Source organism: Stenotrophomonas rhizophila, assembly GCF_007667275.1.
Taxonomy (GTDB): Bacteria; Pseudomonadota; Gammaproteobacteria; order Xanthomonadales; family Xanthomonadaceae; genus Stenotrophomonas; species Stenotrophomonas maltophilia_AE.
Genome location: NZ_VDQT01000003.1, coordinates 485,831 through 511,623, shown reverse-complemented (window position 1 = coordinate 511,623; position 25,793 = coordinate 485,831). Strand labels below are relative to the sequence as shown.

Here is a 25,793-nt window from a genome sequence, read left to right as displayed (position 1 = left end):
TCAATGGTCCTGCGCCAACACCCGCGCGGCGCTTACCACCGCATTGTCGCTTGGAAGCACGCACAATGCTGCCCCCGCCAGCGGCGTATAGGTGTCCGCGCCGCTCACCCGCTGCAGCGGCAGGTGCCCCAGCCCGGCTTCTACCAGCGCGGTGAGGATGCCCTCGCCCACCCCGGCGCTGTGCCGGCCCTCGTCCACCACCAGCACCCGGCGTGCGTCCGCGGCCTGTCCGGCGATGAAGCCGGCGTTGAGCGGCACCAGCCAGCGCAGGTCGACCACGCGCACCTGCCAGCCCAGCTCGGCCTCGATGCGGCGCGCCGCGCGCAGGCTCATCGGTACCCCGTTGCCATAGGTGAAGATGACTAGGTCGCTGGCCTCGGCGGCGTACACCCGGCCCTCGCCCAGCACCAGCGCCTGGTCCGGCGGCGGGTAGGCGAACAGCCATTGCCCGTCGCCGGGGTCGTGCAGGTCCTTGCTCATGTACAGCGCGATGGGCTCGAGGAAGACCGCCACCCGCCCATCCACCCGGGCCAGCGCCGCCAGCGTGCGCAGCATCATCGCCGCGTCGTCGCCGCGCGAGGGGCAGCCCACCACCAGTCCGGGAATGTCACGCAGCGCGGCAATCGAATTGTCGTTGTGGAAATGCCCGCCGAAGCCCTTCTGGTAGCCCAACCCGGCGATGCGCACCAGCATCGGGTTGCGGAACTGGTCGTTGGAGAAGAACTGCAGCGAACAGGCTTCGCCGCGCAGCTGGTCGGCGGCATTGTGCAGGTAGGCCAGGTACTGGATTTCCGGGATCGGCAGCATGCCCAGGTTGGCCAGGCCCTGGGCCATGCCCAGGATCATGGTTTCATCCAGCAGCGTGTTGAACACGCGGCGCGGCCCGAACGCCTTCAACAGCCCCTTGCTGACCGTATACACGCCGCCTTTCTGCGCCACGTCCTCGCCGAACAGCAGCGACTCGGGGTACTTGCACAGCAGGTCGTGCAGGGCCTGGTTGATCTGGATCGCCAGGTGCCGCGGCGGCTGCCGCTCGGGCAGTTGCGCGGCACCGCCGAACACCGCCTCGCGCGCGTCGGCGGCGGGGACTCGGCAGGCTTCGGCGTTTACCGCGGCGGGACTGTACGGCGCCAGTGGCGCCATCACTTCGGCCAGCGCGTGCAACCTGGGCCGCTGGTCGGCCGCCTCGGCGGCGGCAAAGCAGCGCGCGCGCATGGCTTCGTAACGCTCGAGCAGCTGCGCTGCGGTGAGCCAGCCCGATTCCAGCGCGATCTGCGCCGAACGCAGCAGCGGGTCCGCCGCCTCTGCCGCGCACAGCTCGGCCAGCGGCCGCCACTCGATCTCGAAATCGGTGCCGGCGTGTCCCATCAGACGGGTCGTGCGCAGGTGCAGGAAGGTCGGTCGCCGGGTGCTGCGGCAGTGCGACAGCGCGCGCTGGACCTGCGCATGGCCGCCCGCCAGATCCAGGCCATCGGCGAAGAAATAGTCCAGGCCGGGACGGTGGCTGAAGCTGTCGGCGATCCAGCCATCGGGGGTCTTCACCGAAATGCCGATGCCGTTGTCCTCGCACACGAACAGCACCGGCGCCGGCAGCCGCTGGTAGGCCGCCCAGGCGGCGGTGTTGAATGCGGTCTGTGCGGTGGCGTGGTTGGCAGAGGCGTCGCCGAAGGAGCAGATCACCACGCTGTCGTCCGGAATCGGCAGGCGGTGGCCGATGCGCCGCGCGGTTTCGATTGCCAGCGCCGTGCCCAGCGCCTTGGGCAGGTGCGAGGCGATGGTGGACGTCTGCGGCAGCACCCACAGCGGCTTGCTGCCCCACACCTTGTGCCGACCGCCGCTGGCGGGGTCGTCGCGGCTGGCCGCGAACGACAGCGCCGCGTCCATGACCGGATCCATGCCCGGCAGCTGGCGGAAGCGCTCGGCCATGAACGCGCCGGAGCGGTAGTGCAGGAACGCCGGATCGGTATGCCGTGCCAGCCGCGCCACCAGCGCATTGCCCTCATGGCCGGACGACCCGATGGTGTAGAAGACCTTGTTCTGCACCCGCAGCACGCGCGCCATCAGGTCCAGGTGGCGGCTAGCCAGCTGCGAGTCGAGCAGCGCGTCGAAGCCTTGCGCGTCCAGGCTGCTGCCGGGAACGATCGGCGCATCCGGTGCCGGCCGCGCGCGGGGCTCGCCGTGCCACTGGCGGACGAACTCGATGAAATTGACGTCGCAGATCTCGGCCCGGTTCAGGGCCTTCATGCGCGCGGGAATCGGATCGGGAACCACGGCAACCATGCACACCCTCCAGCAGAGCCGAACGGACGACCGCGCCGAGCATCGCCGCAACCGGCGCTGCTTGCCAAGCGCAGGTGCACAAAACCTGGCTAGCCCGCCCGGGCCCTCCATTGCTGCCGCGACTGCCCCCAGATCTCGATCGGCTTGCCGTCGTGCGGCGGCGGCAGCTCGCCGATCCGCAGCAGGCGGCTGCCAAGTTTGCGCGCGACGACCTTGGAGTTTTCGTTCGCCGCGTCGATGGTGTGGATCACCTCGTCCCACCCCAGCGTGTCGAACGCCCAGTCGATGGCGGCCACCGCGGCCTCCGGTGCGTAGCCCCTGCCCCAGCTGGCGTGGCGGATGCTCCAGCCCACTTCGGTCCCCGGCCAGTCCAGCGGCTGCCACGGCCCCATGCGGCCCACCCAGTCGCCCGTGCTTTTCTCGATCACCGAGAACATCGAGAAGCCATACAGATGCCAGCTGCCCGCCAGGCAGCTGAAACTGCGCCAGGCCTGGGACGGGGCCTGCACCCCGCCCAGGTGCTGCATCACCTGCGGATCGGTGCAGAACGCGAGGAAGGCGTCGAAGTCCTCCGCGCGCGGCGGGCGCAGGATCAGCCGGTCGGTTTCCAGGCGCAGGTCGAAGATGCTCATGCGGGTGTCCCGTGGGTAAGCCGGGACCGATTCTCGCAGAACGGAAAAGGCCGGCAAGATGCCGGCCTTTCCAGGGTTGCCGGGCAGGGTCCGGCGCTACTGCTGGTTGGTATCCAGCGCGGCGGTCTGGGTGACCAGCTGGCCATCCACCACCGGCAGGCGGTCGCTGGCCGGCTTGTTGGCCATCTTGACGGTCTTTTCGACGCCATCGTAGCGGTAGGTCACGTTGTAACCGGTCACCGCATTGGTGGTGCCCATGGCGATGCGGTTGCCCGGCTTGCTGGCCATGCGCATGGTGCCGGTGGTGCCATCTTCGTTGCGGTAGGTCACGTTGTAGCCGGTGACCTTGGTCGACTCGGAGGTGGCCGTTTCAGTGTGGCACTGGCGCTCGGTACGGTTGACCACGCGGCCGCCGACGTGGCGCTTGTCGACCTGGTTGCCGATCATGCCACCGGCCACGGCGCCGGCCGCGGTGGCCGCCTTGCGGCCGTTGCCACCGCCGACCTGGTTGCCGAGCAGGCCACCAATGACCGCACCGGCCACGGTGCCGCCGACGTTGCCGTCGCGCTCGGGCAGGCGCTCCTGCACCACCACGTCCTCGCAGACTTCATGCGGGGTCTGCGTGGTCGAGGTTTCGCGCACCGGCTCGGTGCCGATCACGGTGGCGTAGGCCTTTTCCTTCTGGGTCAGTGGATCGACCTTGACCACGTCGGCGTATTCCAGGCGACCGGCCTTGTCCACGGCGACGTTGTCGGTGAGCGCACCGTCATCGGCGAGCGGCGTCGTGTCGAGGTTCGGGCGGGTCTGCGCGGCAGTAACCGGGTCGGCAGGGTTACCGCTTTTCATGAAGGCGGCGGTGGCGATGCCACCCACCAGCAGGGCGCCCGCAGCGACCAGGACAGTAGTAGTTGTGCTTTTCATAACCGACTCCCTGCGGACGATCCGCAACGTTCTTGATGCGGATTCCAGCATGCACTCCCTGAACAGAATCTCCACATGACGCATACACCTCACTTACCCATTCAGGTTCTGTCGTCGCAGGGCTCGTGATAGCGTTTACATCATCTGTCGAGGAGAGTGCGATGCCCGGTCCCCTGCTGCTGCCAGTCATGAAGTGGGCGCGCGGACTGCGCTACCCCACGCTGTTCAAGGTCACCGCCGCGCTGTTTGCAGTGACCTTGTTCATTCCAGACCCGATTCCGTTCGTGGATGAAATCCTGTTCGGGCTGGGCACCCTGCTGCTGGCCAACTGGAAACGTCGCAGCGACACCCTGCCCCCGCGCCTGGACCGGCGCGACGCGTGAACCTGTTCGACAGCCACTGCCACCTGGACGCCGACGAATTCGACCACGATCGTGCGCAGGTCATCGCGCGCGCGCAGGCCGTGGGCGTGCATGCGCAGGTGCTGCCGGCGGTGACCGCCGCCAGCTGGCCCAAGCTGCGCGACAGCGCGCGGCTCGCCGAGGGACTGTTCCCCGCCTACGGGCTGCACCCGATGTTCCTCGACCAGCACCGGCCGGAGCACCTGGACCAGCTGCGCGAATGGATCGCCCGCGAGCGTCCCTGCGCGGTGGGCGAATGTGGGCTGGATTTCTTCGTCGATGGCCTGGATGCCGACCAGCAGCAGTTCTATTTCGACGGGCAACTGCGGATCGCCCGCGCGTTCGACCTGCCGGTGATCGTGCATGCGCGGCGCGCGGTGGATGCGGTGATCGCCGCAATCAAACAGGTGGGCGGCCTGCGCGGGGTGATCCACAGTTTCCCGGGCAGCCCGGAACAGGCCGCGCAGCTGCACAAGCTGGGTTTCCTGGTCGGCCTCGGCGGGCCGCTGACCTATGACCGCGCGCAGCGCCTGCGGCGACTGGTGGCACAGCTGCCATTGGAGCAGCTGCTGCTGGAAACCGACGCCCCGGACCAGCCGGACGCCGGCATCCGCGGCGAGCGCAACGAGCCGGCGCGATTGACGGTGATTGCAGAAACCGTGGCGCGGCTGCGCGGCGAGCCGGTCGAGGCGATTGCAGAGCAGACCACGGCAAACGCACGCAGGCTGTTCGGCCTGCGGTAGAGCCACGCCCTGCGTGGCTGCGGGGTATACGGCGAAGAGCAGCCACGCAGGGCGTGGCTCTACGGCTTCTTCTTCAGCAGCATCTCCAACGCCTTGCCTACCGCCGCGAACGCAAACGCACCGGTGATGTGCGTGGCCGCGCCCAGGCCGGCACCGCAATCCAGCTTCAGCGCGGCATCGGCGCCCAGCTGCGGGCGCACGCCGCACACGCTGCCATCGGCCTGCGGGTATTTCACGTTCTCCAGCGAATACACCGCCGGCACCCCGAAGTAGCGCGAGGCGTTCTTCGGGAAGTTGAAGTCGCTGCGCAGTTTCTTGCGGATCAACGCCAGCATCGCGTCGTGCTCGGTCCGCGACACGTCGCGGATGCGGACCAGGGTGGGGTCGGTACGGCCGCCGGCAGCGCCCACGGTCAGGATCGGCAGCTTGCGACGGCGACACCACGCGATGGTTTCCACCTTGACCCGGAAACTGTCGCAGGCGTCGATCACCAGGTCGAAGCCGCGGTCCAGCAGCGCCTCCATGTTCGAGACGGTCAGGAACGACGCAATCGCATCGACCTCGATGTCCGGGTTGATCGCGCGGCAGCGTTCGGCCATCGCCTCGGCCTTGTTGCGCCCGTAGTGCCCGGCCAGGGCCGGCAGCTGGCGGTTGGTGTTGGAGACGCAGATATCGTCGGCGTCGATCAGGGTCAGGTGCCCCACCGCCGTGCGCGCCAGCGCTTCCACCACCCACGAGCCGACCCCGCCCATGCCGACCACCGCCACCCGGCGGCGCGACAGATGGTCCACGGTGCCCACTCCATACAACCGGTCGATGCCGGCAAAGCGTTCGCGCAATACGTCGTTCATGGCTGCCATTTTAGACGGGCCGGTGCCCGGCATGTACGCCCGCCACGCGCCGCGGGTAGGATGCAGCGAGCCACCCACAAGGAAGCCACCGCGATGAACACGCCTGCCCCCACCCGCCGTCCGTCCGCGGCCTACCGCTATCTGTTCGTTGCCGGGCTGGGCCTGGTCGTGGGCCTGGTCGCCACGGTGATGGTGTCGCGCGCGATCCAGGCGCGGCAGGATCCGTTCCCCGGCAGCCTGATGCAGGTGATGCAGCGCCAGGTCGCCCTGCTCGGCGACGCGCAGGCACAGAACCGCTGCAGCCTGGCCGACAGCGTGCCGCGCCTGCAGACACTGCGCTCGCTGTCCAACGACCTGGACCTGGCCTTCCCGGACCTGCGCGACAACGCGCAGTTCCAGCAGCATGCCAGCGGCCTGCGCGCGACCCTCAACACCGCGCTCGCCGCCCCGCCGACCGACTGCGCGGCCATGGGCACGCTGGTGGAAAAGATCCAGGCCGACTGCAAGGCCTGCCATCAGGATTTCCGTTGATTCATCTGCCAGCCACGAAGTGAGGACTGGATTGGCGCCCTGTTCACGCAGCACAGGACAGGATCTGCGCCATGCGCCCCAGACGCATTCGACCACCCCTTCTGGCCAGGAGAACCACCATGAAGATCCAACTCATTGCTGCAGCCGCCGTTGCCACCGTCGCACTGGCTGGCTGCGCCACCTCGCCCGGGTACGGCGGTGGCGGCTACAACAACAGTTACAACAACAGCGGCTACAACAACGGTGGCAACTACAACACCAACCGCTGCGCCGACTGCGGCATCGTGACCCGGATCAACCAGGTGGCTTCCGGCCGCACCGCACCGAGCGCGACCGGCGCGATCCTGGGCGGCCTGGTCGGCGCGGTGGCCGGGCATGAAATCTCCGACCATACCGGCGGCAGCAAGGGCAACCAGAACATCGCCGCGGCCGCAGGCGCGGTGGGTGGCGCGCTGGCCGGCAACCAGATCCAGAAGAACGTCACCAGCGACACCTTCGACATCACCGTGCGCATGGACGACGGCCGCACCGTGGTGGTCAACCAGCGCGACCTGGGCGGGATCCGCGAGAACACCTACGTGCGCGTAGTCAACGGTCGGGTGGTCATCCGCTGAGCCAGCGACGCTGGCACAGGCAAGAAAGAAGGCCCGCTTTCGCGGGCCTTCTTCGTTGTCAGGCGCCGGTTCTGGTCAACTGGATCAGGCCGGCTGGACCTTGTCGGCCTGCAGGCCCTTCTGGCCCTGCACCACTTCGAAGCTCACCGCCTGCCCTTCCTTCAGGCTCTTGAAACCTTGGGTTTCAATGGCGCGGAAGTGCACGAACACGTCTTCGCCGTTGGCGCGGCTGATGAAACCAAAGCCCTTGGCATCATTGAACCACTTCACGGTACCGCTCTCACGATCAGCCATCTCACTTACTCCCTGGTATCTCTGCTTTGTCGTTGGATACGCCTTTGCGGGCGGCTGACAGCAAGGGGGAAGCGAGGTGCATCGATGGAGCGGATCTTGAGGATCTACCATCATCAGGCCACGATCCACGGTGACCTTGCCAAGCTCAGCGACTGCAACTTAACCCGGGCAAAATGAAAAAGCAACTGCCTTAATTCCGATATGTCAACCCCATTTCCTTTGCCATACTTGGCCGCATGGACTCTTCATTCATCTTTTACGTTCTCGCCGTTGTCCTGGTCCTGATCGGCATCGCCGGGATCGTGCTGCCTGCGCTGCCAGGGATTCCGCTCGTCTTCGCGGGATTGCTGGTGGCTGCCTGGGGCGATGGCTTCGTGCATGTGGGCTGGGTACCGCTGACCGTGCTCGGGCTGTTGACCCTGGCGTCCTTCGCGGTGGACGTGATCGCCACGCTGGTCGGCGCCAAACGCGTCGGCGCCAGCCGCAAGGCGTTGTGGGGCACCTTCATCGGCAGCATCGTCGGCCTGTTCTTCATGCCCATCGGCCTGTTTGCCGGTCCGCTGGCGGGCGCCCTGCTGGGCGAGTACTGGCATACCCGCGAACTGGGGCGCTCGACCAAGGTCGGGCTGGCTACCTGGCTGGGGATCCTGCTCGGGTTCGCGCTCAAGCTGGCGCTGGTGATCGCGATGCTGGGGATCTTCGCCTTCGCCTGGTTCTTCTGAGCGCGATCGGCTTCACGTCCCGCGCACAGGGGACACCTGCATAAACGCGCTCATCCCCCAGCCGAGTCGCGCTGGCGGGAATCCGGGGCAGCAGCCACACTGTTCCGGTTCCTTCCCTTTACCGGCCCGCCCCCATGACCCACCGCCCCCGTTCGGCCCTGTTCTCCGCCCTGGCCCTGGCCACCGCCAGCCTGCCGCTGGCCGCCCAGGAATTGTCGCCGACCCCGGCCACGCCCGAGGCCTGCGCCCTGGTGGGCACGGACGCGGCGCGCCTGGCCTGCTACGACAAGCTGTTCCGGCCGACCGCGGAAACCACCCAGGCCGCGGACGCAGCGGCAGTCGCGGCCAAACAGGAACGTCGCGAGGAGCGGCAGGCCGCGCGCACCCCCGACGCACCGGCCACGGAGCGGGTCAAGCAGCGCTTGGGCGAAGTGTTCAAGAACGATGGGCATGAAGCGGCGCTGGCCAATGCCGGCAAGGGCTCGCTGCTGGACAGCCGCTGGGAACTGGCGCAGGACTCCAAGCTGGGTGCGTTCCAGCTGCGCGCCTACAAGCCGGTCTACCTGCTGCCGGCGTTCTGGACCAGCGACAAGAACCAGACCCCGCAGTCGCCCAACCCCGACAACACGGTGACCACGCCGCAGCAGTTGGACAGCAACGAGCTGAAGTTCCAGCTGAGCTTCAAGACCAAGGTCTGGGAGAACGTGTTCGGCGACAACGGCGACATCTGGGCCGGTTATACCCAGAGCTCGCGCTGGCAGGCCTACAACGCCGACAATTCGCGCCCGTTCCGCGAGACCAATTACGAACCGGAAATCATGATGATGTTCCGCAACGGCTACTCGATCGGCGGCTGGCGCGGGCGCATGAGCGGGCTCAGCCTCACCCACGTCTCCAACGGCCGCGCCGACCCGTTGTCGCGCAGCTGGAACCGGGTGATCGCCACCATCGGCCTGGACCGTGAAAACTGGGCGCTGGTGCTGCGGCCGTGGTACCGGCTGCCGGAAGACCGCGAAGACGACAACAACCCGGACATCGAGGATTACATGGGCCGCGGCGACGCGACCCTGACCTGGAACCGCAACGGCCACGAGGTTTCGCTGATGGCGCGGCATTCGCTGCGCGGCGGCGACCGTTCGCACGGCGCGCTGCAGTTGGATTACGGCTTCCCGATCAGCAACCTGCTGCGCGGCCACGTGCAGGTCTTCGACGGCTACGGCGAGAGCATGATCGACTACAACCACAAGGCCACCTACGTGGGCGTGGGCGTGTCCCTGCTGGAGTGGTATTGACCGGTAGCGCCACGCCCTGCGTGGCTGTCACGTCCAGTCGGTGATGCCTTCGCGGCGGTAGACCTCGGCGAACGCCGGGCGTGCTTTCAGACGCTCGGCGTAGGCCTTGAGTTCCGGCCAGGTATCGCTGGGCACCGGCATGTTGCGCGACCAGCGTATCAGCATCACCAGCATGAAATCCACCACGCTGACACGGTCGCCCAGGACGTACGGGCCGCCCTGCTGCAGGTGTCCGGCAAAGCGCGCCCACCCCGCTTCCAGCTGTTGCCGCGCACTGTCGCGGACCGCGTCGACGTTAGATGCACCGGCTACTTCATCGGCATAGAACCACGCACGGTACGCCGGCTGCAGGGTGTTGGCGCACCAGAACATCCAGCGGTAGGCCTGCGCGCGCGCTTCCGTCCCCGGCGCCGGCAACAGCCCCGCCTGCGGGTGCAGATCGGCCAGGTGCAGCGCGATGGCCGCCGCTTCGGTCAGGACCTGGCCGTCGATCACCAGCGTCGGCACACGCCCGGCCGGGTTCAACGCCAGGTAGTCGGCGGACTTCTGTTGGCGCGTGTCGAAATCGAGCAGGACCAGCTCATGCTCGATATCCAGTTCGATCAGCAGCCAGTGCACGACCAGCGAGGCGGTGCTGGCGGAGCCATACAAGGTCGTTGTCATCGGCGCGATACCTGCAGACAGGGAAGGTTCGGATTATGCCAAATGCAGAACGGCGCCTTTCGGCGCCGTTCCTGGGAGCGTGCCCACCAACGGTGGGCACCTACCGATGCGTTTCAGCGCATCGGGTGGCGCGGCCTCAGGCCACAACCACCGGGATCTTGCCGATGCGGGCCTGCCACTCGCGCGGGCCGGTGGTGTGCACCGACTCGCCGGTGGAGTCGACCGCCACGGTCACCGGCATGTCCTGCACGGTGAACTCGTAGATCGCTTCCATGCCCAGGTCGGCGAAGCCCACCACCCTGGCGGCCTTGATCGCCTTGGACACCAGGTAGGCCGAACCGCCCACCGCCATCAGGTACGCCGACTTGTTGTCGCGGATCGCCTCGATCGCGGCCGGACCACGCTCGGCCTTGCCGACCATGCCGAGCAGGCCGGTCTGCTCCAGCACCTGGCGGGTGAACTTGTCCATGCGGGTAGCGGTGGTCGGACCGGCCGGGCCCACCACTTCGTCGCGCACCGGATCGACCGGGCCCACGTAATAGATGAAACGCCCCTTCAGGTCGACCGGCAGCGGCTCGCCCTTGTTGAGCATGTCGACCATGCGCTTGTGCGCGGCATCGCGGCCGGTGAGCAGCTTGCCGTTGAGCAGCAGGGTCTGGCCCGGCTTCCAGCTGGCCACGTCTTCCGGGGTGATCGTGTCCAGGTCGACACGGGTGCCCTTGGAGGCGTCATAGGTGATCTGCGGCCAGTCTTCCAGCGACGGCGGGTCCAGCATCACCGGACCGCTGCCGTCCAGGGTGAAGTGGGCGTGGCGGGTGGCGGCGCAGTTGGGGATCATCGCCACCGGCAGGTTGGCGGCGTGGGTCGGGAAGTCCTTGACCTTGATGTCGAGCACCGTGGTCAGGCCACCCAGGCCCTGCGCACCGATGCCCAGTGCGTTGACCTTGTCGTACAGCTCCAGGCGCAGTTCTTCGGCACGGTTGGACGCGCCACGGGCCTTGAGTTCGTTGATGTCGATCGGCTCCATCAGCGATTCCTTGGCCAGCAGCATCGCCTTTTCGGCCGTGCCGCCAATGCCGATGCCGAGCATGCCCGGCGGGCACCAGCCGGCGCCCATGGTCGGCACGGTCTTGAGCACCCAGTCGACGATGGAGTCGGACGGGTTGAGCATGGCGAACTTGCTCTTGGCTTCGGAGCCACCGCCCTTGGCCGCCACGATCACGTCCACGGTGTCGCCTGGCACGATCTTCATGTTGACCACGCCGGGGGTGTTGTCCTTCGTGTTGACCCGCTTACCGGCCGGATCGGCCAGCACCGAGGCGCGCAGCTTGTTGTCCGGGTGGTTGTAGGCCCGACGCACGCCTTCATTGGCCATGTCTTCCAGGCTCATGGTCGCGTCATCCCAGCGCACGTTCATGCCCACTTCCAGGAACACGGTGACGATGCCGGTGTCCTGGCAGATCGGCCGGTGGCCTTCGGCGCACATGCGCGAATTGATCAGGATCTGCGCCATCGCTTCCTTAGCGGCCGGCGATTCCTCGCGCTCATAGGCGGCGGCAAGGCTCTTGATGTAATCGACCGGGTGGTAGTACGAGATGTACTGCAGCGCGTCGGCGATGGACTGGATGAGGTCTTCCTGCTTGATCGATGTCACGTAATGCTCGCTTGCTCGGGGCTGGCGGGGGTAAGCCCACCATTTTAGCGCCCCTGCCCGGCGGTGGTGGGAATGACTCCCGACAACCGACGCCTCGTGCATGCCGCGTTGGCCGCTGTCCCGGTAGCGCCGGCCGTTGGCCGGCCCTCACGAGCTCCGGATCGTGCAGGAGGGCCGGCCAACGGCCGGCGCTACCGGGCTTCACAGCGGGGGCAGGCACAATGTTCGGCATGCCCGCCTCCCCTGCTGCCGGCGCCGCCGGCCCCAAGAACCCCAGCCTGCGCGAACGCTTCCAGGCGATGCGCAACCTGCCCCCCTTCCTGCGCCAGGTCTGGCAGACCAGTCCCTGGCTAGCGTCGGCCAGCCTGGGCCTGCGGGTCATCCGCGCGTTGCTGCCGGTGGCGATGCTCTACGTGGGCAAGCTCATCATCGATGCGGCGCTGCTGCTGAGCCGCCACGAGGCCGGCTTCCCGCCGTTCGAGGAGGCGCTCTACAGCGGCCTGCTCAACCCGCTGCTGGGCCTGCTGGCGCTGGAGTTCGGCCTGGCTATCGCCTCGGACCTGCTCGGCCGCATCGTCAGCTACGCCGACACCCTGCTCTCGGAACTGTTCACCAACGTCACCAGCATCCGCCTGATGGAGCACGCGGCCGAGCTGGACCTGGAGGACTTCGAAGACCCGGACCTGCAGGACAAGCTCGACCGCGCCCGTCGCCAGACCATGGGCCGGATGAACCTGATGAGCCAGCTGTTCGGCCAGGTGCAGGACGCCATCACCGTGGCCAGCCTGGCGGTGGGCCTGCTGGTGTATGCGCCGTGGCTGATCCTGCTGCTGGCGGTGGCGCTGGTGCCGGCGTTCATTGGCGAGTCGCACTTCAACGCGGCCGGCTACAGCCTCAACTTCCAGTGGACGCCGGAGCGTCGCCAGCTGGACTACCTGCGCCAGATCGGGGCCAGCGTGGAAACCGCCAAGGAGGTGAAGATCTTCAACCTCCACCGCTTCCTGATCGACCGCTACCGGTTCCTGGCCGAGAAGTTCTTTCGCGCCAACCGCGCGCTGGCACGCAAGCGTGCGTTCTGGGGCACGCTGCTGGCGGCGCTGGGCACGCTGGGCTACTACACCGCCTACGCCTACATTGCGTGGCGCACCGTGCGCGGCGACTTTTCCATCGGCGACCTCACCTTCCTGGCCGGCAGCTTCCTGCGCCTGCGACAGTTGCTGGAAGGCCTGCTGATCGGCTTTTCGCAGGTAGCCAGCCAGGCGCTGTACCTGGACGACCTGTTCTCGTTCTTCCAGATCGAGCCGGAGATCCACTCTTGCCCGGACGCGGTACCGGTGCCGCAGCCGATCACCCGGGGCTTCGTGTTCGAGAATGTGGGTTTCCGCTACCCGGACGCCGAAGCGTGGGCGGTACGCCACCTTGATTTCGAGCTGCGTGCCGGCGAGGTGCTGGCCCTAGTGGGCGAGAACGGCGCCGGCAAGACCACCCTGGTGAAGCTGCTGGCGCGGCTGTACGACCCCGACGAAGGCCGCATCCTGCTCGACGGCCGCGACCTGCGCGACTACGACCTGGACGACCTGCGCGCCAACATGGGGGTGATCTTCCAGGACTTCGTGCGCTACAACCTGACCGCGGGCGAGAACATCGGGGTGGGCCTGGTCGAGGCGATGACCGACGATGCGCGCATCCGCGACGCGGCCCGGCGCGGCATGGCCGACGCGGTCATCGAGGGGCTGCCGCAGGGCTATGAGCAGCTGATCGGGCGCCGTTTCAAGCAGGGCGTGGATCTGTCCGGCGGGCAGTGGCAGAAGATCGCCATCGCCCGCGCCTACATGCGCGACGCGCAGGTGATGATCCTGGATGAACCGACCGCCGCGCTCGATGCGCGGGCAGAATTCGAGGTGTTCCAGCGCTTCAAGGAGCTGTCCGACAACCGCACCGCGGTGCTGATCTCGCACCGGTTCTCGTCGGTGCGCATGGCCGACCGGATCCTGGTTCTGGCCGAGGGGCGGCTGGAAGCCAGCGGGACCCACGCCGAGCTGATGGCACAGGGCGGGCGGTACGCGGAATTGTTCGAGTTGCAGGCCGCCGGGTATCGGTGAAGCAGCCGGGCAGAGCCCGGCTCTACGGGGGCGTGGAACGGGGCTCTGCCCTGCTGCTTCGACCCCATGACCCGGGTTCAATGAGAATTTATCTCATTTGAGATAAACTGGGTGCGACAACACAGATCAGACCCCACCCCCATGTCTTCCGCTTTCGGCGCCGAAACGGTGCTTGAAGTCCGTCACTGGACGGACGCCTACTTCAGCTTCACCACCACCCGCGACAGCGGTTTCCGCTTCGAGAACGGCCAGTTCGTGATGATCGGGCTGGAAACCGAGGCGCGTCCGCTGCTGCGTGCGTATTCGATTGCCAGCGCGAACTGGGAAGAGAACCTGGAGTTCTTCAGCATCAAGGTGCAGGACGGCCCGCTGACCTCGCGCCTGCAGCACATCAAGCCGGGCGACAAGGTGCTGGTGGGAAAGAAGCCGACCGGCACGCTGCTGATCAGCGACCTGCACCCCGGCAGGCACCTGTACCTGCTGGGCACCGGCACCGGCCTGGCGCCGTGGCTGTCGGTGATCAAGGACCCGGAAACCTACGAGCGCTTCGACAAGGTGATCCTTACCCACGGCGTGCGTTACGAGAAGGACCTGGCGTACCGCGAGCTGTTCGAAAAGGAACTGCGCGAGCACGAGTTCCTGGGCGAGATGATCGGCGACAAATTGCTTTATTACCCCGCCGTGACCCGCGAACCGTTCCCGAACCAGGGCCGCCTCACGGCGCTGCTGGAAAGCGGCGAAATGCAGCGCACCCTTGGCCTGCCGGAACTGAGCCCGGAAAACGACCGCGCGATGATCTGCGGCAGCCCGCAGATGCTGGCCGACCTGCGCCACGTGCTGGACGCGCGCGGCTTCCAGACCTCGCCTCGGATCGGCACTCCGGGCCATTACGTGTTCGAGCGCGCGTTCGTCGAGAAGTAACCTGCGCGGCGTGCGCCGGACGCATCGCGTGGGACACGCGTGGCGTGTCGCTACCGTATTGCCGCCCCGCCAGCGATACCGGTCACGAATCCGTAGGGACACGCCATGCGTGTCCAGCGGTCACCCCAACGCAGCCTCGATGTCGCCGCGCAGGCTTTCCGGCTTGTCGGTGGGCGCGTACCGCTCCCGCACCTTGCCATCACGGCCGACCAGGAACTTGCTGAAGTTCCATTTGATCCCGCTCAGGCCGAGCAGCCCCGACTTCTCGGCCTTGAGCCACGACCACAGCGGATGGGCGTTGGCACCGTTGACCTCGATCTTCTCCGACAGCGGGAAGTCCACCTCGTAGGTCAGTGAACAGAAGCTGCGGATCTCATCAGCATTGCCCGGTTCCTGGCGGCCGAACTGGTCGCAGGGAAAACCGATCACGACCAGGCCGCGCTCGCGATACTTGCGCCACAGCGCTTCCAGCCCTTCGTACTGCGGGGTGAAGCCGCATTTGCTGGCCACGTTGACCAGCAGCAGGGCCTGGCCTCGATACTGGTCCAGCGACTGGGGCTGGCCGTCGAGGTCCACGAACGAGAAATCGAAGGCGGTGGTCATGCGAGCACTCCGGGAGGGGTCAGGCCATTGTAGAGCCGCGCCGAGAGACCGATGGGCGCCCATTCGATGAACGCGTCGCCACGCGCCCGGCCCCTGACGCATGGCAAGGAACACGGTTTTGAGCGCGCATTGCCCTTCGCCGGACGCCCCGCAGCCACGCAGGGCGTGGCTCTACGGCAGGTATCGTTCCGCCCCCGCACATGCCTTTCGACACAAGCCCGGGCCCCTCGGGCCGGGTTACCCTCGGGCACTTGTCTGACCGGAGATTACCCCTTGACCACCCGTCTTGCCCTCGCCGTCGCCGTGACCCTCGGCCTTGCCCTGCCCGCCTATTCCGCCGTGGCCGCCACCCCGGCCGCCAACGCTGCCCAGCAGGCCAACCCGTTCTTCGCCGACAGCCGCCTGCCGCTGCACTACCCGCAGTTCGACAAGATCAAGGACAGCGACTTCGCCCCCGCCTTCGATGCCGGCATGGCCCAGCAGCTGAAGGAAGTGGAGGCCATCGCCAACAACAAGGCCAAGCCGACCTTCGACAACACCCTCATCGCCCTGGAAAAGAGCGGTGACACCCTGGACCGCGCTACCACCGTGTTCTTCAGCCTGGTCGGCGCCGACACCAACGATGCGCGCAAGAAGCTGCAGGCCGACTACTCGGCGAAGTTCGCCGCGCACAGCGATGCGATCGCGCTGAACGGCAAGCTGTTCGCCCGCATCCAGACCCTGTACGACACCCGCACCCAGCTCGGCCTGGACGCCGAAGGCGTACGCCTGGTCGAGAAGTACTACGAAAGCTACGTGCGCGCCGGCGCCAAGCTGAGCGAAGCCGACAAGACCAAGCTCAAGGCGATGAACGCCGAGCTGGCCAACCTGGGCACCAAGTTCAGCCAGAACGTGCAGAACGAAGTGAATGCCTCGGCGGTGACCGTGGACGACGTCAAGCTGCTCGACGGCCTGTCGGCCGAGCAGATCGCCGCCGCCTCCGAAGCAGCCAAGGCACGCAAGCTGGACGGCAAGTACGTCATCGCCCTGCTCAACACCACCGGCCAGCCGCCGCTGACCAACCTGACCAACCGCGACCTGCGCAAGAAGATCTACGACGCCTCGGTCACCCGTGGCAGCCGCGGTGGCGAGTTCGACAACACCGCGCTGGTCGCGCGCATCATGCAGCTGCGCGCCGACAAGGCCAAGCTGATGGGCTTCGAGAACTTCGCCGCCTACAACCTGACCAACCAGACCGCCAAGACCCCCGAAGCGGTCAACGCGATGCTTGGCCAGCTGGCCCCGGCCGCAGTGGCCAACGCCAAGCGCGAAGCCGCCGACCTGCAGGCGATGATCGACAAGGAACAGAAGGCCGCCGGCAAGCCGACCTTCAAGCTCGAGGCATGGGACTGGGCCTTCTACAGCGAGAAGGTGCGCCAGGCCAAGTACAACTTCGACGAATCCCAGCTCAAGCCGTACTTCGAGCTGAAGAACGTACTGGAGAACGGCGTGTTCTTCGCCGCCAACCAGGAATACGGCCTGACTTTCAAGCAGCGCACCGACCTGCCGGTCTACCACGACGACGTCACCGTGTATGACGTGTTCGATGCCGACGGCAGCCAGCTGGCGATCTTCATCTTCGACCCGTACGCCCGCGCCTCCAAGCGTGGCGGTGCGTGGATGAACGCCTACGTGCAGCAGTCCGGCCTGACCGGCTTCAAGCCGGTGGTGGCCAACCACCTCAACATCCCCAAGCCGCCGGCCGGCCAGCCGACCCTGCTGACCTGGGATGAAGTGACCACCACCTTCCACGAATTCGGCCATGCGCTGCACGGCATGTTCTCGAACGTGAAGTACCCGTACTTCTCGGGCACGTCGGTGCCGCGCGACTTCGTCGAGTTCCCCTCGCAGGTCAACGAGATGTGGGCCGACAACCCGGCGATCCTGAAGAACTACGCCAAGGATTACCGCAACGGCACTGCGATGCCGCAGGCGCTGCTGGACAAGGTGCTGGCCGCGGCCAAGTTCAACCAGGGCTTCGCCACCACCGAATACCTGGGCGCGGCCATGCTCGACCAGCGCTGGCACCAGATCGGCCCGGACCAGGTGCCTGCCGCCAAGGACGTGATGGCCTTCGAACGCGCGGCGCTGGAGAAGGACGGCATCTATTACGCACCGGTCCCGCCGCGCTACAAGACCCCGTACTTCAGCCACATCATGGGCGGCTACTCGGCCGGCTACTACGCCTACATCTGGTCGGAAGTGCTGGACGCCAACACCCAGAAGTGGTTCCGCGACAACGGCGGCCTGAGCCGCAAGAACGGCGACCACTTCCGCGCCACCCTGCTGTCCAAGGGTGGCAGCGTGGACGCGATGCAGCTGTTCCGCGATTTCGCCGGTCATGAGCCGCAGATCGAACCGCTGCTCGAGAAGCGTGGGCTGGTTCCGGATAAGAAGTAACGCGCCTGCAAGTCAGAACCGCCCGGCAGATGCCGGGCGGTTTTTTTTTTGCTTTGCCGGGTTCATCGCGGACACGCATGGCGTGTCCCTGGCCATGCCACACCGTTCGCGTGTGATCACCTCGGTGCGACATACCCGCCCGGCACGCCGTTGGGCGACAGCACCAGCTGCCACAGCTGGGCGTGCCGGCAGCGGAAACTGGCCATGGAGCCGGCCAGGTAGAAACGCCACATGCGCTTGAAGCGTTCGTCGTAGCGTTGCTGGTCCAGCTGCGGCCAGGCCGCTTCCACATTGGCGCGCCAGGCCTGCAGGGTGCGGTCGTAGTCGGCGCCGAAGCTGTGCCAGTCCTCCAGCACGAACAGGCCCTCATATGCGGCGGTGATCTGCGCCGCCGACGGCAGCATCGAGTTGGGGAAGATGTAGCGCGCGATCCACGGGTCTGTGCGGTGCCGCGACAGATTGCTGCCAATGCTGTGCAGCAGGAACAGACCGTCCGGCGCCAGGCAGCGCCGCGCCATCTCGAAATAGCTGCGGTAGTTCTTGTCGCCCACGTGCTCGAACATGCCCACCGACAGGATCGCATCGAAGCGCTCATCGACCTCGTGGTAGTCCTGCAGGCGGATCTCGATCGGCAGGCCCGCGCACAGCCTGCGGGCGAAGTCGGCCTGCTCCTGCGAGATCGTAATGCCCACGCCGGAAACACCATAGCGTTCGGTGGCGAACTTCAGCGCCTCGCCCCAACCGCAACCGATGTCCAGCACGCGCTGCCCCGGGCGCAGCCCGAGCTTGCGGCAGATCAGGTCCAGCTTGGCTTCCTGCGCGCTGTCCAGGTCGTTGGCCTGCGCCCAGTAGCCGCAGCTGTACACCAGCCGCTTGCCGAGCATGGCGTGGTACAGGTCGTTGCCCAGGTCGTAGTGGCGGCGGCCGACCTCCAGGCTGCCGCCGCCGGCCTGCAGGTTGAACAGCCGCGCCTTCAGCGCGTCGCCCAGCTCGCGCCAGCCGTGTACGCGCTCACCCAGGTGGGCCTGCAACACGTGCAGCAGGAAGCCATCCAGCGAGGCCGCGTCCCACTGCCCATCCATGTAGCTTTCGCCCAGCCCGAGCGAACCTTCGGCGATGACCCGCGAATAGAAGCGCGGATCGTTCACGTGGATGTCGTGCGGCCGGTCACCGTCGACGGTGACGTCGGCCTCGTGCAGCAACTCGATGACCCGTCGTTGCAGCCCCACGTCCACGGTCGGCCCCCTTCTAGCCCTTGGCGAACAGCCCGGCGTAGGCCGGGGCCACGTGCGGCGCCAGCACGGCGGCCGGCACGTCCACGGTCTGGGTGCCATCCGAATACGGCCCCACCTGGTACGGCGGGAACACGAAACGCACGGCCGTGATCAGCCCATTCGGATCGGTCATCGGCTGGAACTGGCTGAAGTTGTCGGCGCTGGCCCCGGTGCCGTCGGCAATCATCCGGCTGGCACTGCGCAGCGCCTCCTGCATCTGGCCCGGTTCCATGTCGTCGCTGCTCAGCCGGGTCGCCATGCGCTCGCGCAGCTGGTCGGCCACGTAGTCGCTGACCACGCCCCAGCCCTTGCTGTCGGGGATCAGCTTGTCGGCGGTCAGCATCTGCTGCGCATTCGGCAGCCACACGAACCGGGCCACCAGCGGCTCGCCATGGGCGCCCCCGGTGTAGCGGCTGCCGTCGGCGCTGATCACCAGCAGCTGCGGGGTCTCCAGCACCTTTTCAAAGCTCAGCGACAGCTCGTAGGGCATGGTCGGCTTGTCGTTGCCCAGGCCGTCCACCGCCTGCTGCAGTTCGGCGCGCGCGGCCGTGGCATAGTCCGACAGGGCCTTGGCCAGCCCCGGGAAACGGTTCACGTCCGGCGGATAGCTGATGCCCACCACCGCCTGCGGGGTGTTTTCGATGACATCGCGCAGCTCCAGCGGCGCCTCTGCCGTCGCCTGCGGCGTGGCGATGTCTGGTTGCGCGGCGGTGCTGTCGGCGGCGGGCGCGACCGCGCTGTCATCCTCGCGCTTGCATCCAGCCAGCAGCACCAGCCCCACGGCCAACGCCAGCGCGCCCATACGCAGCGCGCGGCGGTTTCCTGCGATGTTCATTGCAATCCCCTTGTTGAAACCCAGCATGATGATCCTTCGTCCGTGAAAAGCGCCTGTGTTCAAGACGCCAGCAAATCGTCGTATTCGGTGTGCCGTGCGAAGAACTGCTCGGCGTAGGCGCACGCCGGCACCACCTTGAGCTTGTTGTCGCGCGCATAGCGCAGGGCGACCTTGGTCAGCTCCCCCGCGATGCCGCGGCCGCCGATGGCCTCGGGCACCTCGGTATGGATAATGACCATCCGTTTGCGCTTGATCTGGTAGTCCAGCAGGGCCAGGTGTCCCTGGACCCGCGCCTGGAACCGGTGGCGGTCCAGGTCGTGCTCCACCTCATATGCCAATCCCGGCGGGGTGACCGAAGCCATGGCGGTGTCTCCTGCGGCGACTGTCGCGATAGTGCGCAGCGCGGCGCCATGATCGCGTGAAGCCTGAACAGGGGCAACAGGCGACGCATTGGGTCACATGCAGTCCTAAAGTCCGCCCGATTCAAGCCGATATCGGTTTCGGACAGGCCGCAAAAGCTGGCACGCGTTTTGCGACACCTGTCTGCCCCATCCGTGTCCCGAGGAGCGCCATATGGACCATGCACCCGATTTTGCCCTGCCGGGCGACGCCGACAGCTCGCTGCTGGAGGGCCTGTTCCAGCTCGCGCTGAACGGCCAGACCCAGGGCTCGGAATTCGACCTGATCGACCACGAGGTCTACGCCCGCCTGCTCAGCACCTACGGTACCGACCAGCGTTTCGCGGCGTAAAGCAGTCACGACCAACCGTCGTGACCTACCAGAGTTCGTGACCGGCCCCGGTTGATGACGACCATCTGCCCCGGTAGGTCACGACCGTTGGTCGTGACCCTCCCTCCCCCTCAGCCGCCCAGGCTGAAGCGCGGGTTGCTCAGCTCGGCCAGGAAGTGCCCGAAGATCTCCGGGCGCATCGCCAGCATGAAGATCACCCCGAACGCGGCACCGGCCAGGTGCGCGCTGTGGTTGATGCGGTCACCGCCCCTGCGGTCCATCCAGATGCTGTAGCCGACGTAGAACGCGGCATAGATGATCGCCGGCGCCGGAATGAAGAACACGAAGATGATGGTCCACGGGCTGAGCAGGATGAAGGCGAACAGCACCGCCGACACCGCGCCCGACGCGCCCAGGCTCATGTAGTTCGGGTTCTTCTGGTTCTTCAGGTAACTGGGCAGGATCGACACCACCAGCGCTCCCAGGTAGAACGCCGGGTAGGTCAGGTAGCTGCCGGTCAGGCTGGCCATGACCCGCTCGATCTGCCCGCCGAAGAAGAACAGCGTGATCATGTTGAAGATCAGGTGCGACCAGTCCGCATGGATGAAGCCGTAGGTCACCAGGCGGTCGTACTGGCGCTTGCGGTCCACCGCCGGCGGCCACAGGATCAGGCGGTCGGCCAGCGCGCGGTTGTTGAAGGCCATCCACGACACCAGGGCGGTGATGGCGATCAGCAGCAGGTTCACGGGGGTCATGGCAGTACTCAGGCAGCGCGGTAGTTGTCGACCATACGATAGCGCTTGGCATACCAACCGAAGGCCAACGCGGCGACAAACGCGAAGCCGGCGAAGAAGAACATCAGGAACGCCGCCTCACTGAGCCCGGTGCTGGCGATCTGGTGGGTCACCGTGTCGTTGCGCACCGCCGCGTTGGACAACAGCACCCACAGGTTGCCGATGGTGGTGGTCAGATTCCAGAAGCTCATGACCACGCCTTTCATCGCCTGCGGCGCCTGGCTGTAGGCGAACTCCAGACCGGTGGCCGAGACCAGCACCTCACCGAAGGTCAGCAGCGCGTAAGGCAGCACCTGCCAGAAGATGGACATGGCATTGCCGCCGTCCATCATCACCTGGATGCCACCCACCACGACCCAGGCCAGGCCGCTGAACGCGATACCCGCGGTCATGCGCCGCAGCGCGGTCGGCTCGAAACCAAACCGGCGCAACGCGGGGTACAGCACCAGGTTGTTGAACGGAATCAGCAGCATCACCAGCAGGGGATTCAGTGCCTGCATCTGCGAGGCGGTGAACCAGCTCGGCATCACCATGTCCTTGCCCTGCAGCACCCAGGTGGAGGCCTTCTGGTCGAACAGCGAGAAGAACGGCGTGGTGAGCGCGAAGATCACCAGCACGCGCAGTACCGAGCGGACGCCCTCGATCGACTCGTCCGGATGGTGTCCGCGCGCCGTCTCCAGCCGCAGCCACGCGCCGCCACCCACACCGATGAGCAGGGATACCAGTGCCAGGCAGAGCACGATGACGATGCCGAGCATCGGAGTAAAGACGCCCATGCCCAGGGCGACCACAACGCCACCCAGCGCCATCGCCAGGCCGGGCCGCTCGCGGCGCACCCAGAGCACTGCCGCCACCGCGCACGGGACAACCGCCCATACGCCAAGCCAGTACACCGATCCAACCGCGATAAGCACACCCAGCGCGCGCATCGCCTTCGACGCGGGACCCTCCACTGGTCGACGGGTCATCAGCGCAGTGCGAACCACATTGGCGAACGAGTCGGGGTCCTTCGGCGGCAGCGGCACCAGCACATAGCGCCTGCGGCCCAGCCAGAACACGAAGGTGGCCACGAACATCAGGATGCCGGGGATGCCGAACGCCCACTGCGGGCCAAGATTCTTCAGCGCCAGCGGAATCAGCAGCGAGGCGAACAGCGAGCCGAAGTTGATGATCCAATAGAATGCGTCGAACACCACCTTGGCCAGGTGCTTGTTGCCCTGGTCGAACTGGTCGCCCATGAACGAGGCCACCAGCGGCTTGATGCCACCGGCGCCGAGCGCGATCAGCCCCAGGCCCAGGAAGAAGCCTTCGCGGCTGTTCTCGAACAGCGCCAGGCAGGCGTGGCCGGCGCAGTAGACCAGGCTGAACCAGAGGATGGTGTGGTACTTGCCGAAGAACTTGTCCGCCAGCCAGCCGCCGAGCAGCGGGAAGAAATACACGCCGATCATGAAGCTGTGCATGATGTCCTTGGCCTCGGCTTCGCGGGCCGGATCAAGGACCTCCTGCAGCAGCAGCGAGGTGATCAGGAACTGCACCAGGATGTTGCGCATCCCATAGAAGCTGAACCGTTCGCAGGCCTCATTGCCGATGATGTACGGAATCTGGCGTGGCATCTTTCCCTTGCCAGCGCTGGCGGCTGCGGTCGTGCTCATGCGTCGGGGCTGTCCTGCGGGTTCAAAGGGCGCAAGGTTACCGGAACGATCCCGGCGGCGCACGCTGCGCCGGGACGTGACATTTGACCGAAGTCACGGCACGTCGACGGCCCAAGCGTAAACTTATCGTTATGCGCCTCCTCCCCACGGTTGTCGCAGGACACTGGCACGGCTGGCTCCTGCTCCTCTTGTTGACCGCCCCCGCACTCCCGGCCAACGCCCGCCAGGGCGAGGCGGCGCCGCGCCTGCTGAGGATCGCCACCCTGGAGCTGCCGGTCGGCGCCGACGCCGAGTGGGAACAGCGCCGCGAACAGCTGCTGCAGGTGCTGGAAGGACTGCAGCCGGACGTGATCGCGGTACAGCGGGTGCAGCAGTCGGAGGGCCGCAATCCGGCCTGCTGGCTGGCGACCCGGTTGCGCTACAGCTGCGACTTCGTCACCGCCGACCCGCCCAGCCAGCGCGTGCGCCATGGCAGCGCCATGCTCAGCCGGTTGCCGGTTTCCGAGGACGGGGTCACCCTGCTGCACCCGCCTGGCCAGTACAGCGCGGCCGGCATGCTGCGGATCAAGCTGCACGAGGAGCTGGTCAACATCTATGTAGCGCGGCTGCGTCCGGAACCGGACGAAGCGCAGGTGCGGCAGCACCAGACCAGCGACCTGATGACCTGGATCGGCGCCACCTCCGATGGCCTGCCCTCGCTCATCGCCGGCGACTTCTCCGCCGAGACCGAAGAGCTGGTGCGCAGTTCGCCCGGGTTCCAGCCGGTACGCAAGAATCCCGGCGAGCGGGTCGATCCACCGTCGCTGGCCGGTGCGGCCAGCGGGCACGGTCTGGACGTGCTGTTCCAGGTTTCGCATTTCGCCAGCGAGGGCCTGCAGCCGGTGAAGCTGCCGGCAGCGGAAGGGAGCCCGGGCACCGCATTGCGGCTGGGCATCCTGGCCACGTTGCGCGTCCAGGGCGAAGCACCGCGGTAGATCCCGCGGCAGGCGCCGGCCAGCGGACGGCACCACGGAAAAGCCGGGCATATGCCCGGCTTTTCGTCGATCAGGTGATCGCTTCCTGGTAACGGCGCTCGACTTCGTTCCAGTCGACGACGTTGAAGAAGGCACCGATGTATTCCGGGCGACGGTTCTGGTACTTCAGGTAGTACGCGTGTTCCCACACGTCCAGGGCCAGGATCGGGGTGTTGCCGTCCATCAGCGGGCTGTCCTGGTTGGCACTGCTTTCCACCACGACTTTCTTGTCCGGAGTGACGCTCAGCCAGGCCCAGCCGCTGCCGAAGCGGGTCAGCGCAGCCTTGGTGAAGGCTTCCTTGAACTTCTCGAAGCCGCCCAGCTGGGCATCGATGGCCTTGGCCACGTCGCCGACCGGGTTGCCGCCGGCGTTCGGCGCCATCACCGTCCAGAACAGGGTGTGGTTGGCGTGGCCACCACCGTTGTTGCGGACCACGCCCTGCAGGTTTTCCGGCAGCGACTTGGTCTTCTTGACCAGCTCTTCGACCGGCAGGTCGGCGTATTCGGTGCCTTCGAGCGCGGCGTTGACGTTGTTGATGTAGGTCTGGTGGTGCTTGGTGTGGTGGATTTCCATCGTGGCCGCATCGATATGCGGCTCAAGCGCGTCGTAGGCGTAGGACAGCTTGGGGAGGGTATAGGCCATGTGGTTCTCCTGGTAGCTCACTCGCCCGGCGAAGACCGGGCGTTGCGTGTCGATGATGGGGATGGCCGACGAGCTTACCAAGGCCCACGTAAAGGAAACTTCGTTCCGGCGAAAAGCACGCGTTACGCACAGGTGACGAAACCCAGGTGGCGCAGGGCCATCCCCACCGCGTAGTGCCACGCCCTGCGTGGCAACCAGGCGATCCCCACGCGTAGTGCCACGCCCTGCGTGGCAACCAGGCGATCCCGACAGAAGAAGCATTACAGTAGACCCACCCTCGCCACAGCAATCCCCATGCGCAAGCCCCTGCTGTTACTTCTCGCCATCGTGCTGCTGATCGGTGGCCTGGCTGCGATCAGGCTCTCCCAGCGCGCGCCGGCGCCCGACTTCGCCCCGTCACTCACCCAGCCCGCCCCCGCCGACACACCTCCATCCGAGGCACCGGCCAACCCGGGTGCCGCCGCGCAGCGCACGCACGACCCCCTGCCCGCCTTCCTGCCACCCGAAGCGCGCACCACCATCAAGCTGATCCAGCGCGGCGGGCCCTACCCGCACCGCCAGGACGGCGGCGTGTTCGGCAACCGCGAACAGCGCCTGCCCGATCGTCCGCGTGGCTACTACCGCGAGTACACCGTGGACACGCCGGGCGCGGGCAACCGCGGCGCACGCCGCATCGTCACCGGCGGCACCCCGCCGACCGGTTGGTTCTACACCGATGACCACTACGAAACCTTCCGCAGTTTCGAGGTCCCACCTGCCGGGAGCTGGCAATGAACCACGAAGCATTCGAATTGAACCTGGACGACATCAACAATGCCGGCGTGTATTCGGTCACCAATGAAGACATCGGGCCGCTGGCGGCCGCGATGCGGGGTGCCGGCCTGCGCGTGGCGACGATCGACCTGCGCGGCTGCAGCGACAAGCACACTTTGCTGATGCGCATCGCCGCGCAGATGGATTTTCCCAGCACTTTCGGCCGCAATTGGGATGCCCTGCTGGACTTCCTGCGCGACCTGTCGTGGTGGCAGGCCAACGGTTACGCGCTGTTCTTCAGCGGTGCCGACGACCTGAAGGCCGCGGACGGGACGGATTTCGACACCCTGCTGGATGTCCTGGACGACGCCAGCGAGACGTGGAGCGAACACGATGTGCCGTTCTGGGCGTTCGTCGCGTTGAACGAGTAGATGACG

26 protein-coding genes and 2 pseudogenes are annotated in these 25,793 nt (G+C 66.6%); 13 read left to right on the top strand and 15 right to left on the bottom strand.

Annotation, left to right across the window (positions count from 1 at the left end; translation table 11 throughout):
• From FSZ13_RS12860 to FSZ13_RS12850, 3 genes are all read right to left on the bottom strand, one after another.
• Complete coding sequence (locus FSZ13_RS12860; RefSeq protein WP_145480256.1) at positions 1–2,280, bottom strand: thiamine pyrophosphate-dependent enzyme; 2,280 nt, start codon at positions 2,278–2,280, stop codon at positions 1–3.
• An 89-nt stretch (positions 2,281–2,369) separates the two neighbouring features.
• Positions 2,370–2,912, bottom strand: coding sequence for a GNAT family N-acetyltransferase (locus tag FSZ13_RS12855; RefSeq protein WP_145480253.1), 543 nt, complete (start codon positions 2,910–2,912; stop codon positions 2,370–2,372).
• Positions 2,913–3,008: 96 nt separating this feature from the next.
• Complete coding sequence (locus FSZ13_RS12850) at positions 3,009–3,833, bottom strand: glycine zipper 2TM domain-containing protein (RefSeq protein WP_145480251.1); 825 nt, start codon at positions 3,831–3,833, stop codon at positions 3,009–3,011.
• A 161-nt stretch (positions 3,834–3,994) separates the two neighbouring features.
• On the opposite strand from FSZ13_RS12850, the gene FSZ13_RS12845 reads away from it, so the two are divergent.
• The gene (locus FSZ13_RS12845; protein WP_145480249.1) at positions 3,995–4,216 is read left to right on the top strand and encodes a DUF6116 family protein; all 222 of its coding nucleotides are present in this window, start codon (positions 3,995–3,997) and stop codon (positions 4,214–4,216) included.
• Positions 4,213–4,977, top strand: coding sequence for a TatD family hydrolase (locus FSZ13_RS12840; protein ID WP_145480247.1), 765 nt, complete (start codon positions 4,213–4,215; stop codon positions 4,975–4,977). Before FSZ13_RS12845 ends, FSZ13_RS12840 begins: the two co-directional genes overlap by 4 nt.
• A 59-nt stretch (positions 4,978–5,036) precedes the next feature.
• Here the strand turns inward: FSZ13_RS12840 and FSZ13_RS12835 are convergent, their stop codons facing one another.
• Entirely contained in the window at positions 5,037–5,828 is a 792-nt protein-coding gene (locus tag FSZ13_RS12835) for a tRNA threonylcarbamoyladenosine dehydratase (protein ID WP_145480245.1), read from the bottom strand.
• Between the two features lie 93 nt (positions 5,829–5,921).
• On the opposite strand from FSZ13_RS12835, the gene FSZ13_RS12830 reads away from it, so the two are divergent.
• Together FSZ13_RS12830 and FSZ13_RS12825 are read left to right on the top strand one after the other, a co-directional pair.
• Positions 5,922–6,359 (top strand): cytochrome c, encoded by a 438-nt coding sequence (locus tag FSZ13_RS12830; protein WP_145480243.1) that lies wholly within the window; start codon positions 5,922–5,924, stop codon positions 6,357–6,359.
• A gap of 119 nt (positions 6,360–6,478) precedes the next feature.
• Positions 6,479–6,973 (top strand): glycine zipper 2TM domain-containing protein, encoded by a 495-nt coding sequence (locus FSZ13_RS12825; protein WP_145480241.1) that lies wholly within the window; start codon positions 6,479–6,481, stop codon positions 6,971–6,973.
• Between the two features lie 84 nt (positions 6,974–7,057).
• Here the strand turns inward: FSZ13_RS12825 and FSZ13_RS12820 are convergent, their stop codons facing one another.
• Positions 7,058–7,267 carry a cold-shock protein gene (locus FSZ13_RS12820; protein ID WP_145480239.1) on the bottom strand — a complete coding sequence of 70 codons (210 nt, stop codon included), beginning with the start codon at positions 7,265–7,267 and terminating at the stop codon, positions 7,058–7,060.
• Between the two features lie 236 nt (positions 7,268–7,503).
• Here FSZ13_RS12820 and FSZ13_RS12815 point away from each other — a divergent pair, with 236 nt between their 5' ends.
• Together FSZ13_RS12815 and FSZ13_RS12810 are read left to right on the top strand one after the other, a co-directional pair.
• Positions 7,504–7,989 (top strand): DUF456 domain-containing protein, encoded by a 486-nt coding sequence (locus tag FSZ13_RS12815; RefSeq protein ID WP_145480237.1) that lies wholly within the window; start codon positions 7,504–7,506, stop codon positions 7,987–7,989.
• 134 nt (positions 7,990–8,123) lie between these two features.
• Positions 8,124–9,281, top strand: coding sequence for a phospholipase A (locus FSZ13_RS12810; RefSeq protein ID WP_145480235.1), 1,158 nt, complete (start codon positions 8,124–8,126; stop codon positions 9,279–9,281).
• A gap of 27 nt (positions 9,282–9,308) precedes the next feature.
• On the opposite strand, the gene FSZ13_RS12805 is transcribed toward FSZ13_RS12810, so the two are convergent.
• Positions 9,309–9,944 (bottom strand): glutathione S-transferase family protein, encoded by a 636-nt coding sequence (locus FSZ13_RS12805; protein ID WP_145480233.1) that lies wholly within the window; start codon positions 9,942–9,944, stop codon positions 9,309–9,311.
• A gap of 136 nt (positions 9,945–10,080) precedes the next feature.
• Complete coding sequence (locus FSZ13_RS12800; protein ID WP_145480231.1) at positions 10,081–11,598, bottom strand: fumarate hydratase; 1,518 nt, start codon at positions 11,596–11,598, stop codon at positions 10,081–10,083.
• 230 nt (positions 11,599–11,828) lie between these two features.
• Between FSZ13_RS12800 and FSZ13_RS12795 the strand changes: the two genes are divergently transcribed.
• Entirely contained in the window at positions 11,829–13,700 is a 1,872-nt protein-coding gene (locus FSZ13_RS12795; protein WP_145480229.1) for an ABC transporter ATP-binding protein, read from the top strand.
• Positions 13,701–13,841: 141 nt separating this feature from the next.
• The gene (locus tag FSZ13_RS12790; RefSeq protein ID WP_145480227.1) at positions 13,842–14,621 is read left to right on the top strand and encodes a ferredoxin--NADP reductase; all 780 of its coding nucleotides are present in this window, start codon (positions 13,842–13,844) and stop codon (positions 14,619–14,621) included.
• A gap of 120 nt (positions 14,622–14,741) precedes the next feature.
• Here FSZ13_RS12790 and FSZ13_RS12785 read toward each other — a convergent pair whose 3' ends face one another.
• Positions 14,742–15,224 (bottom strand): glutathione peroxidase, encoded by a 483-nt coding sequence (locus tag FSZ13_RS12785; protein WP_145480225.1) that lies wholly within the window; start codon positions 15,222–15,224, stop codon positions 14,742–14,744.
• Between the two features lie 273 nt (positions 15,225–15,497).
• Between FSZ13_RS12785 and FSZ13_RS12780 the strand changes: the two genes are divergently transcribed.
• Positions 15,498–17,663, top strand: coding sequence for a M3 family metallopeptidase (locus FSZ13_RS12780; RefSeq protein WP_145480223.1), 2,166 nt, complete (start codon positions 15,498–15,500; stop codon positions 17,661–17,663).
• A gap of 116 nt (positions 17,664–17,779) precedes the next feature.
• Here FSZ13_RS12780 and cfa read toward each other — a convergent pair whose 3' ends face one another.
• Genes cfa through FSZ13_RS12765 form a run of 3 tightly spaced genes read right to left on the bottom strand, consistent with a single transcriptional unit; the run spans position 17,780 to position 20,134 of the window.
• Positions 17,780–18,898, bottom strand: a complete 1,119-nt coding sequence (gene cfa / locus FSZ13_RS12775) for a cyclopropane fatty acyl phospholipid synthase (RefSeq protein ID WP_145480221.1) — start codon at positions 18,896–18,898, stop codon at positions 17,780–17,782.
• A gap of 13 nt (positions 18,899–18,911) precedes the next feature.
• On the bottom strand, positions 18,912–19,772 hold the full coding sequence (locus FSZ13_RS12770; RefSeq protein ID WP_186308929.1) for a DUF3298 and DUF4163 domain-containing protein: 861 nt from the start codon (positions 19,770–19,772) through the stop codon (positions 18,912–18,914).
• A gap of 59 nt (positions 19,773–19,831) precedes the next feature.
• The gene (locus FSZ13_RS12765; protein WP_145480219.1) at positions 19,832–20,134 is read right to left on the bottom strand and encodes a GNAT family N-acetyltransferase; all 303 of its coding nucleotides are present in this window, start codon (positions 20,132–20,134) and stop codon (positions 19,832–19,834) included.
• Between the two features lie 211 nt (positions 20,135–20,345).
• Here FSZ13_RS12765 and FSZ13_RS18485 point away from each other — a divergent pair, with 211 nt between their 5' ends.
• Positions 20,346–20,522, top strand: a complete 177-nt coding sequence (locus FSZ13_RS18485; protein ID WP_186308928.1) for a hypothetical protein — start codon at positions 20,346–20,348, stop codon at positions 20,520–20,522.
• A gap of 110 nt (positions 20,523–20,632) precedes the next feature.
• Here FSZ13_RS18485 and FSZ13_RS12760 read toward each other — a convergent pair whose 3' ends face one another.
• The 3 genes and pseudogenes from FSZ13_RS12760 to FSZ13_RS18875 form a co-directional block, all read right to left on the bottom strand.
• Positions 20,633–21,256 carry a rhomboid family intramembrane serine protease gene (locus tag FSZ13_RS12760; RefSeq protein ID WP_102944669.1) on the bottom strand — a complete coding sequence of 208 codons (624 nt, stop codon included), beginning with the start codon at positions 21,254–21,256 and terminating at the stop codon, positions 20,633–20,635.
• A gap of 8 nt (positions 21,257–21,264) precedes the next feature.
• Positions 21,265–22,119, bottom strand: a pseudogene (locus FSZ13_RS18880) (MFS transporter); the annotation flags it as partial.
• Between the two features lie 117 nt (positions 22,120–22,236).
• Positions 22,237–22,947 (bottom strand): annotated as a pseudogene (locus FSZ13_RS18875) (MFS transporter); the annotation flags it as partial.
• Positions 22,948–23,078: 131 nt separating this feature from the next.
• Between FSZ13_RS18875 and FSZ13_RS12745 the strand changes: the two are divergent.
• The gene (locus tag FSZ13_RS12745) at positions 23,079–23,921 is read left to right on the top strand and encodes an endonuclease/exonuclease/phosphatase family protein (protein ID WP_145480217.1); all 843 of its coding nucleotides are present in this window, start codon (positions 23,079–23,081) and stop codon (positions 23,919–23,921) included.
• A gap of 70 nt (positions 23,922–23,991) precedes the next feature.
• Here FSZ13_RS12745 and FSZ13_RS12740 read toward each other — a convergent pair whose 3' ends face one another.
• On the bottom strand, positions 23,992–24,603 hold the full coding sequence (locus tag FSZ13_RS12740) for a superoxide dismutase (RefSeq protein WP_145480215.1): 612 nt from the start codon (positions 24,601–24,603) through the stop codon (positions 23,992–23,994).
• Between the two features lie 294 nt (positions 24,604–24,897).
• On the opposite strand from FSZ13_RS12740, the gene FSZ13_RS12735 reads away from it, so the two are divergent.
• Together FSZ13_RS12735 and FSZ13_RS12730 are read left to right on the top strand one after the other, a co-directional pair.
• Positions 24,898–25,377 carry a ribonuclease domain-containing protein gene (locus FSZ13_RS12735; RefSeq protein WP_145480213.1) on the top strand — a complete coding sequence of 160 codons (480 nt, stop codon included), beginning with the start codon at positions 24,898–24,900 and terminating at the stop codon, positions 25,375–25,377.
• Positions 25,374–25,787 (top strand): barstar family protein, encoded by a 414-nt coding sequence (locus tag FSZ13_RS12730; RefSeq protein WP_145480211.1) that lies wholly within the window; start codon positions 25,374–25,376, stop codon positions 25,785–25,787. The genes FSZ13_RS12735 and FSZ13_RS12730 overlap by 4 nt, the downstream gene beginning before the upstream one ends.
• Positions 25,788–25,793: the final 6 nt, after the last annotated feature.

Bases quoted from the DNA above. Each gene is read 5' to 3' on its own strand.
- FSZ13_RS12745 (WP_145480217.1), top strand. From the start codon at position 23,079: ATGCGCCTCCTCCCCACGGTTGTCGCAGGACACTGGCACGGCTGGCTC.
- FSZ13_RS12740 (WP_145480215.1), bottom strand. From the start codon at position 24,603: ATGGCCTATACCCTCCCCAAGCTGTCCTACGCCTACGACGCGCTTGAG.
- FSZ13_RS12835 (WP_145480245.1), bottom strand. From the start codon at position 5,828: ATGAACGACGTATTGCGCGAACGCTTTGCCGGCATCGACCGGTTGTAT.
- FSZ13_RS12845 (WP_145480249.1), top strand. From the start codon at position 3,995: ATGCCCGGTCCCCTGCTGCTGCCAGTCATGAAGTGGGCGCGCGGACTG.
- FSZ13_RS12825 (WP_145480241.1), top strand. From the start codon at position 6,479: ATGAAGATCCAACTCATTGCTGCAGCCGCCGTTGCCACCGTCGCACTG.
- FSZ13_RS12820 (WP_145480239.1), bottom strand. From the start codon at position 7,267: ATGGCTGATCGTGAGAGCGGTACCGTGAAGTGGTTCAATGATGCCAAG.
- FSZ13_RS18485 (WP_186308928.1), top strand. From the start codon at position 20,346: ATGGACCATGCACCCGATTTTGCCCTGCCGGGCGACGCCGACAGCTCG.
- FSZ13_RS12860 (WP_145480256.1), bottom strand. From the start codon at position 2,280: ATGGTTGCCGTGGTTCCCGATCCGATTCCCGCGCGCATGAAGGCCCTG.
- FSZ13_RS12765 (WP_145480219.1), bottom strand. From the start codon at position 20,134: ATGGCTTCGGTCACCCCGCCGGGATTGGCATATGAGGTGGAGCACGAC.
- FSZ13_RS12830 (WP_145480243.1), top strand. From the start codon at position 5,922: ATGAACACGCCTGCCCCCACCCGCCGTCCGTCCGCGGCCTACCGCTAT.
- FSZ13_RS12730 (WP_145480211.1), top strand. From the start codon at position 25,374: ATGAACCACGAAGCATTCGAATTGAACCTGGACGACATCAACAATGCC.
- FSZ13_RS12810 (WP_145480235.1), top strand. From the start codon at position 8,124: ATGACCCACCGCCCCCGTTCGGCCCTGTTCTCCGCCCTGGCCCTGGCC.
- FSZ13_RS12855 (WP_145480253.1), bottom strand. From the start codon at position 2,912: ATGAGCATCTTCGACCTGCGCCTGGAAACCGACCGGCTGATCCTGCGC.
- FSZ13_RS12850 (WP_145480251.1), bottom strand. From the start codon at position 3,833: ATGAAAAGCACAACTACTACTGTCCTGGTCGCTGCGGGCGCCCTGCTG.
- FSZ13_RS12795 (WP_145480229.1), top strand. From the start codon at position 11,829: ATGCCCGCCTCCCCTGCTGCCGGCGCCGCCGGCCCCAAGAACCCCAGC.
- FSZ13_RS12785 (WP_145480225.1), bottom strand. From the start codon at position 15,224: ATGACCACCGCCTTCGATTTCTCGTTCGTGGACCTCGACGGCCAGCCC.
- FSZ13_RS12815 (WP_145480237.1), top strand. From the start codon at position 7,504: ATGGACTCTTCATTCATCTTTTACGTTCTCGCCGTTGTCCTGGTCCTG.
- FSZ13_RS12805 (WP_145480233.1), bottom strand. From the start codon at position 9,944: ATGACAACGACCTTGTATGGCTCCGCCAGCACCGCCTCGCTGGTCGTG.
- FSZ13_RS12760 (WP_102944669.1), bottom strand. From the start codon at position 21,256: ATGACCCCCGTGAACCTGCTGCTGATCGCCATCACCGCCCTGGTGTCG.
- FSZ13_RS12770 (WP_186308929.1), bottom strand. From the start codon at position 19,772: ATGAACATCGCAGGAAACCGCCGCGCGCTGCGTATGGGCGCGCTGGCG.
- FSZ13_RS12790 (WP_145480227.1), top strand. From the start codon at position 13,842: ATGTCTTCCGCTTTCGGCGCCGAAACGGTGCTTGAAGTCCGTCACTGG.
- FSZ13_RS12735 (WP_145480213.1), top strand. From the start codon at position 24,898: ATGCGCAAGCCCCTGCTGTTACTTCTCGCCATCGTGCTGCTGATCGGT.